At 67.5% G+C, this 9,901-nt stretch carries 7 protein-coding genes; 5 read left to right on the forward strand and 2 right to left on the reverse strand.

The window, feature by feature from the left end; all coding sequences use genetic code 11:
• Positions 1-76: 76 nt before the first annotated feature.
• A complete protein-coding gene (locus ABZ004_RS18465) occupies positions 77-1,135 on the forward strand; it encodes a hypothetical protein (RefSeq protein WP_355681083.1) in 1,059 nt (352 codons plus the stop codon).
• Here the strand turns inward: ABZ004_RS18465 and ABZ004_RS18470 are convergent.
• A complete protein-coding gene (locus ABZ004_RS18470) occupies positions 1,132-2,685 on the reverse strand; it encodes a fibronectin type III domain-containing protein (protein ID WP_355681084.1) in 1,554 nt (517 codons plus the stop codon). The two genes, ABZ004_RS18465 and ABZ004_RS18470, sit on opposite strands and share 4 nt — an antisense overlap.
• A 192-nt stretch (positions 2,686-2,877) precedes the next feature.
• Between ABZ004_RS18470 and ABZ004_RS18475 the strand changes: the two genes are divergently transcribed.
• The 3 genes from ABZ004_RS18475 to ABZ004_RS18485 all read left to right on the forward strand — a co-directional run bounded on the left by ABZ004_RS18475 (position 2,878) and on the right by ABZ004_RS18485 (position 7,991).
• On the forward strand, positions 2,878-3,534 hold the full coding sequence (locus ABZ004_RS18475) for a DUF4255 domain-containing protein (RefSeq protein WP_355681085.1): 657 nt from the start codon (positions 2,878-2,880) through the stop codon (positions 3,532-3,534).
• Complete coding sequence (locus ABZ004_RS18480) at positions 3,531-5,594, forward strand: ATP-binding protein (protein WP_355681086.1); 2,064 nt, start codon at positions 3,531-3,533, stop codon at positions 5,592-5,594. The genes ABZ004_RS18475 and ABZ004_RS18480 overlap by 4 nt, the downstream gene beginning before the upstream one ends.
• A gap of 111 nt (positions 5,595-5,705) precedes the next feature.
• Positions 5,706-7,991, forward strand: coding sequence for an Hsp70 family protein (locus ABZ004_RS18485; RefSeq protein ID WP_355681092.1), 2,286 nt, complete (start codon positions 5,706-5,708; stop codon positions 7,989-7,991).
• Here the strand turns inward: ABZ004_RS18485 and ABZ004_RS18490 are convergent.
• On the reverse strand, positions 7,988-8,770 hold the full coding sequence (locus tag ABZ004_RS18490) for a methyltransferase (protein ID WP_355681087.1): 783 nt from the start codon (positions 8,768-8,770) through the stop codon (positions 7,988-7,990). The two genes, ABZ004_RS18485 and ABZ004_RS18490, sit on opposite strands and share 4 nt — an antisense overlap.
• Before the next feature lie 60 nt (positions 8,771-8,830).
• Between ABZ004_RS18490 and ABZ004_RS18495 the strand changes: the two genes are divergently transcribed.
• Positions 8,831-9,391 carry a TetR/AcrR family transcriptional regulator gene (locus ABZ004_RS18495; protein WP_355681088.1) on the forward strand — a complete coding sequence of 187 codons (561 nt, stop codon included), beginning with the start codon at positions 8,831-8,833 and terminating at the stop codon, positions 9,389-9,391.
• The last annotated feature ends 510 nt before the right edge of the window (positions 9,392-9,901 follow it).

The following is a 9,901-nucleotide window of genomic DNA, read 5'->3' on the forward strand; positions in this document are numbered from 1 at the left end:
TCCCCCCGGCGTCCGTCGTTGTCACCCTCGTAAGCAAAAGGCTAGTGCCATAATCAGCTGCGAGGGGGAGGTGGCGATGATCGAGGACGTCTGCACCGCGTGCGGGGAGCGCAATCCGGCTGGGTCGGCGTTCTGCTTGTACTGCGGGGTTTACCTCGGCTGGGACCAGGCGACCGCGGAGCAGCGCGAGCCGAGCTCGGTGGCGATTCAGCATCCAGGTCCCGCCCGAACCCCCACGTCGGCGGGCGAAACGCCGCGCCAAACAGCAACCAGCCAGACGACGCCGGCCGGCATACCGCAGTACGAGGATGTCTCCGCGCGTCCGAAGCCCGGTGAGGTCGCCTGTCCCCAGTGCGGTGTGCCGAATGCGGCGACGCTCAGGTTCTGCAGCAAGTGTGGCAAGGCGTTGCGCCCCAGCCTGCCTACAACCCAAGCGTTCTCCGCTGTTCCCACTCAGAGCTGGTGGCAACGACTCTGGGACCCCAAGGACCGCCGTGCGCGTCGCGAGTACCGCCGTAGCCTGCCTCCGCTCTACCGCTGGCGCCGCGTGATCGTCGGAGTCGGCGGACTCGCCGCTCTCCTCGTGGTCTTGTCCGTAGTCGGCAAGAACCCGGTGAGCTGGGTCAAAGATCGCCTGTACGACGTACGCGGCACCCTGGTGACCGTAGATCCGGTCGTGTTCGAGGCAGTGCCGGCCCAGTCCGTTGCCACCGACTACAACGTTCTCGCGCTCGGCACTGCACCTCTCGACGATGCCTGGGCGACCGCCTGGAACCCAGCTGACTTTGCTCAACTCGACGGCTGCAGTGGAAAGCAAGCGGCCAAGGGCATGATCACCATGTCCTTCAAGGATCCCGTCCGCGTACGACGGTTGGACATCCGCGCCGGGCTGCCTGCTGCGAATGCCAAGCGGCCACTGCAGTTCCGGCCGAGCGTGCTGCTCGTCATGTACGAGGGACGTTGTAGCGAGTTGCAGCTCAAGGACAGTAGCGATCTCCAGCAGCTCAAGCTCGACACCGGCGTACCGGTCAACCAGCTGCAGATCGCTGTCGGTGCTACCTACCCGGCACGACCCGATGCTGCTGAGAACCTGACAGCAATGACCAGCATCACTGTGCTCTCGCGTCCCCACTAGCCGGGCGCCACAGCAGGTCGGTAGGTGATGCATGGTGAGCTGTGAATCGCCTGCACCTTGGCGGACTTACAGACGGCCGCTGCTTGAGCTGGTGCAGCTGCTGGACCCACATAGACAGCCCAGTCGTCAGCCATCGGCGTCTTCCGATCGGCTTTGACCATGCCCGGGTACTGACCGGCTGCATGCAGCACCTTCGCGTCGACGCCGCTGCTCTTCAACTGAACCATCAGGTCCTTGGCCGTCTGCTCGGCGATCCCGGTCGCTCCGGGGTAGATCTCGATGGCGGCGATCGCGTCGGCAGGAGTGAACGCAGGTGTGTCCGGGCCGACGACCGGCGGCGGTCCGGACTGCGTCGTACCGGAGCTGGGCGGTGCAGAACTCGGCCCGCCGGTAGGTCCTCCGGTGGGTGCACCCGTCGGAGCGCTGGTGGGCGTGCCTGACGGCGTACTGGATGGCGGCGGCGCCGGGGCAGTCGTTGCGCAGGCAGCGGCGGACAGGGGACCTTCGAGCTTGCCGTTGATCGCGCTCAGCATGAAGCAGTACTTCGTGCTGGGGTTGAGCCCGGTCACGTTCTTCGCGGTCTGCTTCACGTCGACGCCGCGTTCGGACTTGTTGATGTGCCCGGCCGGGTCGACATAGTGGAGCGCATACGAGTCGATGTTCGGCACCTGCGGCCAGGTGAGCGCGATCGTGCCGGGACCGGCTGCGGCCGCAGTCAACGCCGGCTTGGCAGGCAACGTCGTACCGTCTCCGGTCGGTGTCGTCGCAGGACCGCCGCCTCGGGTCAGCGCGAACGCCAGTACGCCGATCAGTGCGGCTCCGGCGACCGTGGCCGCGGTGATGACGCCGCGAGTCAAGATCGGCTTCTGGTTGAAGGCTCCGTCGACCACCGGTCTCGACGGGTCTGCCCCGGCAGGCTCCGGTACGCCGAACGGGCGCGGGGGATCGGGCTCGCCCACCACCTTGAACGGCAGCCGGGACGCCGAGCCGCGCAGTACCGGCTTGCGGGTACGGGCCTTGATCCGCGCGGTCACCGTGGAGCCGAGCGGTACATCGACGACCTCGGGACGGATCAGGAACCCGAGCGCCTGGTCAGGATCGGAGGCGACGATCCGCAACCGGGCAGGCGCGTTGCCCCAGTTGCTGAACTGGATGGTGTGCAACCCACGCCAGCGCCCGGAGGAGGTGACCGGCGTGAGCTTGGCCTGCAACCCGAACACCTGGCCGATCTCCAGCTGCCCCTCCACGACCGCGCTGCTCGCCGGATCGACCTGCGACTTGGCCCGGATCCCGAACGGCACGGTTCCAGCCGGCCCGGTCGGACCCGTGGGTGGGGTGAAGATGACAGTCGCAGTCTCCTGCTGCTGTGGATAGACGGACAGCACAGCAGGCATCACCTGGGCCCAGGGGATCGGCTGCTCGCCCACGACGTCCAGGGCGTAGCTCTCGACGATCGTGCCCGGGTTGAGCACGGTGAACTCCGCCCGGGCCTGGCCGCCGGGCTCGACGCTCAGCTGCGTCGTCTCCAGCCGCACTACTGGGTCCGTCACGCGCCCCTCCCCGTCCTCCATCGGCTCAACTCCATCGCTCACACAGGCTAAGCCCGTACGCCGTACCTCCGGCAGGCCTCGTCGCCTGCCTGCCGGTGCACCCCGATCTGCCCGATCGGGCAGTCGACGGTGCCCCGGGCGCGACCCCTGCCCGCTCCAGACGCGTGCTGCCGGAGCAGAACACTCGGAGGTGTGATCCAAGAGGTGGACTCGGCGCTGCAGGCCCTGATCCAGCGCGAAGCGACCGGCGCGCGGGATGTCGAAGTGGTGTTCGACGCGCCGACCAAGGAATGGTCCAGCCGTCGCAACGCGCCCACGATCGACGTGTACCTCTATGACATCCGCGAGGATCTGCGTCGCCGGGAGCGCGGCCTGCTGAACGAGTACGACGAGGAGCAGCGGATCACCGCTCGGCACCTGCCTCCCCGCTACTTCAAGCTGTCCTACCTGGTGACGGCATGGACCCAGCGACCCGAGGACGAGCACCGGCTGTTGTCCGGGCTGCTCTCCTGCTTCTTGCGGCACGAGGCGTTGCCTACTGACCTCCTCACTGGTCCGCTGGCTGAGCTGGCGCTGTCTGTGCCGGTGTCGATCGCTCTGCCGCCGCCGGAGGACCGCTCCTTTGCGGATGTCTGGTCTGCGCTCGGTGGCGAGCTCAAGCCTTCGCTGGATCTGGTGGTCTGCGCGCCGACGCCGACCGGTCGTGTCTACGAGGCTGCGACGCTGGTGGATCAACCACCTCGGGTATCGATGGGTGGCACGGATGGCTGGCCGCCGCGTGAAGAGGCCGGTGGCCGTTCCGAACCGCAGCGACCGAATCCGCGCCGGGCCCGGAAGAGGACGGGGTGAGGACCGGTGAAGATCGGGTGAGCCAAGGGCTGGACTACCTGCTCGCGCGCCTGGGTCTGGTCGAGGACCGGATCCGGGCGCTCGTTGCGCGGCGTCGTGCCGACGATCCGGCGATGGACGATCCCTTCCGCGGGTTGTACGTGAACGACGAACTCGTCGATCGGTTGCTCAGCGGTCAGGCACATACGGCGGTGGTGGACGATTCGGCTGCCGTGGCTCTGGAGGAGTCGGCCTCGTTAACCGTTGCTGAAGGCAACGTCATCAGGTTGCGGCGGCTGGCTGACGTCGCGGGGCTGTCGGCCCTGGATACCGAGCTTCTGGTGATCGCGTTGCTGCCCGATCTGGACAGCCGGTTCGAACGGCTTTACGGCTATCTCAACGACGACGTGACCCGGCGGCGGCCGAGTGTCGGGCTCGCCTTGGAGCTCGCCGGCGCCTCGTCGATGTCGTCGGTCGCGCGGGGACGGCTGATGGCGAGCGGGCCGCTGGTGGATCGTGGTCTGCTGATCGTGGAAGACCCGGAGCGGCCGTTCCTGACCCGCGCGATCCGGGTGCCGGACCGGGTCGCCGCTCACCTGCTCGGGGACGACCTGCCCGATCATCGGTTGGTGCCGATGCTCGAGGAGCTCACGGCCTACAAGTCCGACGCGAGCGCTGATCTCGGGCGCAGCCTGGCGGCCGGCGTACGGCTGATTCATCTGCGCGAGCACGAGGCCGGTACCGGGCAGTCCATCGCGGCTGCGGCGTTGGCGGCGGCCGGGCGTGGCGTGGTTGCTCTGGACCTTCGGTTGCTGGCGCGCGATGCGGATCCGCTCGGCCTGGCGGTGATCGTCGGCCGGGAGGCTCTGTTGCAGGACGCGGGGCTGGTCGTCGGTCCGGTGGAGGTTCTGGCCGAGGCGTCGCTGGAATCGCTGCACCGGTTGAGTCGCTGGGATGTTCCCGTGGTGTTCGTCGGTACTACGACGTGGGATCCGCGGTGGAGCCCGGAGACTCCGTTGACGGTGGACGTGCCGGTCCTCGGTGCGCAGGACCGGATCTCGTTGTGGCGGGAGCATCTTCCGGCTGACCTTGATCCGGAGGTTGTGGCGGCGCATCTGGCGTTGGGGCCGGGACAGGTGCGGAACGTGTTCAAGACGGCCGCGGCCTCGGCGCTGCTGGCCGGCACTGCGATCACCACGGACGACCTGCGCCGCGGCGTACGGGCCCAGAATGCTGCCGGGCTCGAACGGCTGGCGCGGCGGATCGAGCCCGAGGTCGGGTGGGACGATCTCGTGCTGGCGCCCGCTGTACGGCGTGCGTTGCAGGGGTTGGCGGCTCGGGCGCGGCATCGCGACACGGTGCTGACGGACTGGCGGATGCGGCGGGGTGGCGGTCGCGGGCGAGGTGTGACTGCCTTGTTTGCCGGGGATTCGGGGACTGGGAAGACGATGTCGGCCGAGGTGATCGCCACTGAGCTCGGGCTTGATCTGTACACGGTGAATCTGGCGACCGTGGTGGACAAATACGTCGGTGAGACCGAGAAGAATCTGGAGCGGATCTTCAGTGAGGCCGGTGGGGTGAACGCCGTGCTGTTCTTCGACGAGGCCGATGCGATCTTCGGTAAGCGGAGCGATGTTCGTGATGCGCATGACCGGTACGCGAACATCGAGAGTGCGTATCTGCTGCAGCGGCTGGAAAGCTTTGACGGGTTGGCGATTCTGGCGACGAACCTGCGGGCGAATATCGACGACGCCTTCACCCGGCGGCTCGACGCGATCATCGACTTCCCGGGGCCGACACCGGATCTGCGGCTTCGGTTGTGGCAGCAATGTCTGGCGCCGCCGCTGCCGTTGGGTGATGACCTTGACTTGTCCTTCTGCGCCGAAGCCTTTGAACTTGCTGGAGGCAACATTCGGTCGGCTTCGGTGAGTGCTGCTTATCTGGCGGCGGAATCGGGGCAGCCGGTGTCGATGGCTGATGTGATCGCGGCAGTCGGGCAGGAATACCGCAAGCTGGGCCGGCTGGTGCTGGAACGTGAGTTCGGCCGCTACTACTCGCTGTTGGATGCACTTAACCTTTGAACTGGGGAGACGGAATTGGGGTATCGACTCGGCATCGATCTGGGGACGACCTTTACCGCTGCGGCTGCCCTCGAGTTGGGCGACGGTCAAAGGTCGGCTGACGTGCCGTCGATGGTAGGCCTGGGGAATCGGGCGCTGCAGATTCCCTCCGTCCTGTATCTCCAGGAGGACGGCTCGTTCCTGGTGGGTGAAGCGGCCGAGCGACGTGGCCTGAGCGACCCGTCGCGGGTGGTCCGGGAGTTCAAGCGGCGGCTGGGTGATCCGGTGCCGCTGATCGTCGGCGGTACGCCGTTCTCCGCCCAGGTGCTGATGGCGAAGCTGCTCTCCTGGGTGGTGGCGGCAGCGACCGAACGCCGGGGAGCCGAGCCGGACGAGATCGTGCTGACCCATCCGGCGAACTGGGGACCGTACCGGCGCGAGTTCTTCGACCAGATCATCGCGCTGGCCGATATCGGTCCGGCCGTGACGTGTCCGGAGCCGCAGGCGGCCGCGATCCAGTACGCCGCCGAGGCGCGGCTCGATCGCGGCAGCCGGGTCGTCGTCTACGACCTCGGTGGCGGCACCTTCGACGTCTGTGTGCTGGAGAAGACCCTTGGTGGGTTCAAGATTCTCGGTACGCCGGAGGGGATCGAGCATCTCGGCGGGATCGACTTCGACGAAGCTGTCTTCCGGCACGTCCTCGACTCGCTGGGAGCTGCCGATCTCGAGGCGCCGGCTGCCCGGGCAGCTTTGACGCGGCTTCGCCGGGACTGTGTCGAGGCGAAGGAGGCTCTGTCGGTCGACGTCGACACGGTGATTCCGGTGACGTTGCCGGGACGGAGTACGTCGGTGCGGTTGACGCGGGGCGAGCTGGAATCGCTGATCGAGCCGGCGTTGACGGACACGATGGAGGCGACAGCTCGCGCTCTACGGGTCGCTGGTACTACGCCGCAACGGTTGACCGCGATCGTCCTGGTGGGCGGGAGTTCGCGGATCCCGTTGGTGAGTCATCTCCTGCAGAACCGGTTCGGGACGCCGACGGCGCTCGATACGCACCCCAAGCACGCGATCGCGCTGGGAGCAGTCCTGTTCTCCCCACCAGGTCCGAGACCCCGGCCAGCCGATCGGCCAACCATCCACATCCCCATCGTCGACGACGACCCACCGACGCTCGCCATCCCGCCGTCCTCTGCTCCGACTGCGCCCGCTGGCCCCACTGCTCCTGGCCCGTCGGCTATTAGCACCGGTCGTTCGGGGCCTACCCTGCCGCCCGAGCCCCGGCCTTCCGGGCCGCCCCCTCCTCCTCGGGGCGCCCCGTCGCCCGGGTCAGGCCCTCCGCGGCCGGCTGGCGTACCGGCGTACCGGAAGGGGCGGCTGCTGGCGGTTGTCGCGGCGGTTGTGGCAGTGATCGCGATCGGCGCCGTCATCTTCAGCACTCGTGACCACCCTTCGGGCGAGGCGGCCAAGGACCCGACCACGCCGGCGACCTCGCCACCCACCAGCGTTGCGCCTGTTGGAAATGCCGCTCTGTACGGCGTGGCTGTGAGCCCGGACAACCGGCAGATCTACGTGACCCATCTGAACGAGAACACGTTGTCGGTGATAGACGAGCGAACCGGCCGGCTGACAGCAACGGTTCCGGTCGGCAGCAAACCACTCGGTGTGGCTGTCAGCGGGACCACCGGCACCATCTACACAGCCGACTACGGATCCAGCACCGTGACCCGGATCAGCGGATCCACCTACAAGCCGGTCGGTCCGCCGATCAAGGTCGGCAGGCATCCGCAGACGCTCATCGTGTTGCCCGGGAAGGAGATCGCGTACGTCGCCAACGCCGGTGACGACACGGTCTCCGTCCTCGATCTCTCCCTCGGCAAGGTGGTCAAGACGATCTCCGTCGGCGACCAGCCGATCAACCTCGCCACCGATACCTCGGGCCGCCGGGTCTACGTAGCGAACGCGGCCTCGTCCACGATCACCGTCATCAATGCCGCCAGCAGGACGAGACACCACACTCTCCGGGTCGCCAGGCCTCCGCATGGCATCGCGGTCAGCCCGGGTTCGGACCAGCTCTACCTGACCTCCGACAAGTCCGGCGAGATCGCCGTCGTCGATGTGGCGGATGGCACGACTCGGTCGCCGATCGTCGTCGGCAGCGAGGTGGCGGACCTTGCGATCGCACCGGCGGTAGGCCGGCTGTACGCGACCTTGGTGACGGCGGGCGGGATCGCCATCGTCGACACCACCACGGGGGCACTCGCAGCCGCCGATCGGATCGCGGTCGACGGTCCGGGTGGTATCGGGCTCAGCCCCGATCGCCAACGTCTGTACGTCACCGCGAACGGCACCGCCTCCCTGATCACCATCGACACCGCGACCGGCCGGGTGCTCGGCGAGCCCATTCCGGTCCCTCGTTAGCCCTTGCGGCCGACGAGGTGGAAGGGGCGGCTGAGTTGGCGGTAGGGGTCTCGTCGGCTGGCTTCGAGTTCTACCGCGGCGATCTGCTGCAGCTTCTCGGTGTCGGCGGGATCGAGTTCGACTCCGCTGAAGTCGAGCCAGTCGGTGAACAGCCATACGCCGTACCACTGCAAGGGCTCTACGTCATTCTTCTTCAGGAGTTCGCTGAGGTTCTCGACGGTGTCGCCGCGGGTCGGGACGCCTAGTACGCCAATCTCGTGGGTGGCGTCGAATGCTTCCAATGCGTCTGCCCAACGCTGCTCCAGGGCCGGCCGGACTGCTCCCGTCCTGCCGTTGCCAGACATGATCGAGACGATGCCGCCCTCCTTCGTGCACTGGCAGAGCTGGGTGAGGAGTGGTTCCGGATCCGCGAGGTAGCCGAGTACGCCGTGGCACAGGACCGCGTCGTACGTCTGACCATCGACGGCTTCGGCAGCTTTCTCGCCGTCGCCTTGCAGGAGGGTCACCCGGTCCTTGGTGGGCAGGTGTGCGAGCCGTTGTCGTGCCTTGTCCAGCATTGCCGGTGACGAATCGAGCAGCGTCACCTCATATCCGGCCTGGGCCAACGGGAACGATTGATGCCCCGCTCCACCGCCGACGTCCAGGACCCTGGCGGGCGGCGGTGGGAGATGTTCGAGCAACTGCTGGTGCATCACATAGGTCCGCACTTGGCCCTTCACGGAGCCGTAGGCGCCGTCGGCGAACAGTCCGACCAGGTCCTTCCAGGTGTCATCGCTCACGGCTCCTAGTCTATAAGTTAGTAGTTAGTAACTGGTAACTTAATTCTCATGGCTTCCCGGATGAGTGGATCTGACCGGCGTACTCAGGTGCTGGCAATCGCCGCTGTCGAGTTCGCCGACCACGGTCTGCACGGCGCCTCGGTCGAGGCGATCGCGCGTGAGGCGGGGATCACGCAGACGTACGTGTTCCGGATGTTCGGCACCAAGAAGGCACTGTTCGCCGAACTCGTCGGCGCTGCCTTCGACCACTTCAGTGACGGTATGTCCTCGGTGGCGGGTGGATCGGAAGGCGTTGACGCGTTGGCTGCGATGGGTTCGCAGTACTACGAAATGCTGGCGGACCGCACCACTCTCCTTCTCCAGCTCCAAGGCTTCGCAGCCTGCGGCGACGACGAGATCCGCGACCTCGTCCGCTCCCGCCTCGCCAAGCTGTGGAACACCGTCGCGGACTCGACCGGCCTCGACCCGGTCACCGTCAAAACCTTCCTGGCCTTCGGCATGCTCCTCAACACCACCGCCGCCCTCGACATCGAAGACCTCGACACCCCCTGGTCCCAAGGCCTCCGCACCCGCATCCAGCCCGCCCTCTTCACCCACATCACCACCGCCACCAACCAGTAACTGCTCACGCCCCCCCGTTACCCCCGCCCGGCTCGGCCCGCCCCCGCCACCGGCCCACCGCGTCGCGCCGGCTCGGTTCGGCTCTCGTCGACCGTCCCACCGGGTCGCGCCGGCTCGGTTCGGCTCTCGTCAACCGTCCCACCGGGTCGCGCCGGCTCGGTTCGGCTCGGCTCTCGTCAACCGTCCCACCGGGTCGCGCCGGCTCGGTTCGGCTCTCGTCGACCGTCCCACCGGGTCGTGCCGGCTCGGTTCGGCTCTCGTCGACCGTCCCACTGCGTCGTGCCGGCTCGGTTCGGCTCTCGTCGACCGTCCCACCGGGTCGTGCCGGCTCGGTTCGGCTCTCGTCGACCGTCCCGCTGCGTCGCGCCGGCTCGGTTCGGCTCTCGTCGACCGTCCCGCTGCGTCGTGCCGGCTCGGTTCGGCTCTCGTCGACCGTCCCGCTGCGTCGCGCCGGCTCGGATCGGCTCGCGAACAGAGGCGCGGCGGGTCGGGCCAGATAGGAGGCGCTCT

It is taken from the genome of Kribbella sp. NPDC006257 (assembly GCF_040613535.1).
GTDB lineage: Bacteria > Actinomycetota > Actinomycetes > Propionibacteriales > Kribbellaceae > Kribbella.

What these genes read in the sequence shown, in the direction of transcription:
- ABZ004_RS18465 (WP_355681083.1), top strand. Translation starts at nt 77, where the DNA reads ATGATCGAGGACGTCTGCACCGCGTGCGGGGAGCGCAATCCGGCTGGG.
- ABZ004_RS18485 (WP_355681092.1), top strand. Translation starts at nt 5,706, where the DNA reads ATGGTAGGCCTGGGGAATCGGGCGCTGCAGATTCCCTCCGTCCTGTAT.
- ABZ004_RS18495 (WP_355681088.1), top strand. Translation starts at nt 8,831, where the DNA reads ATGAGTGGATCTGACCGGCGTACTCAGGTGCTGGCAATCGCCGCTGTC.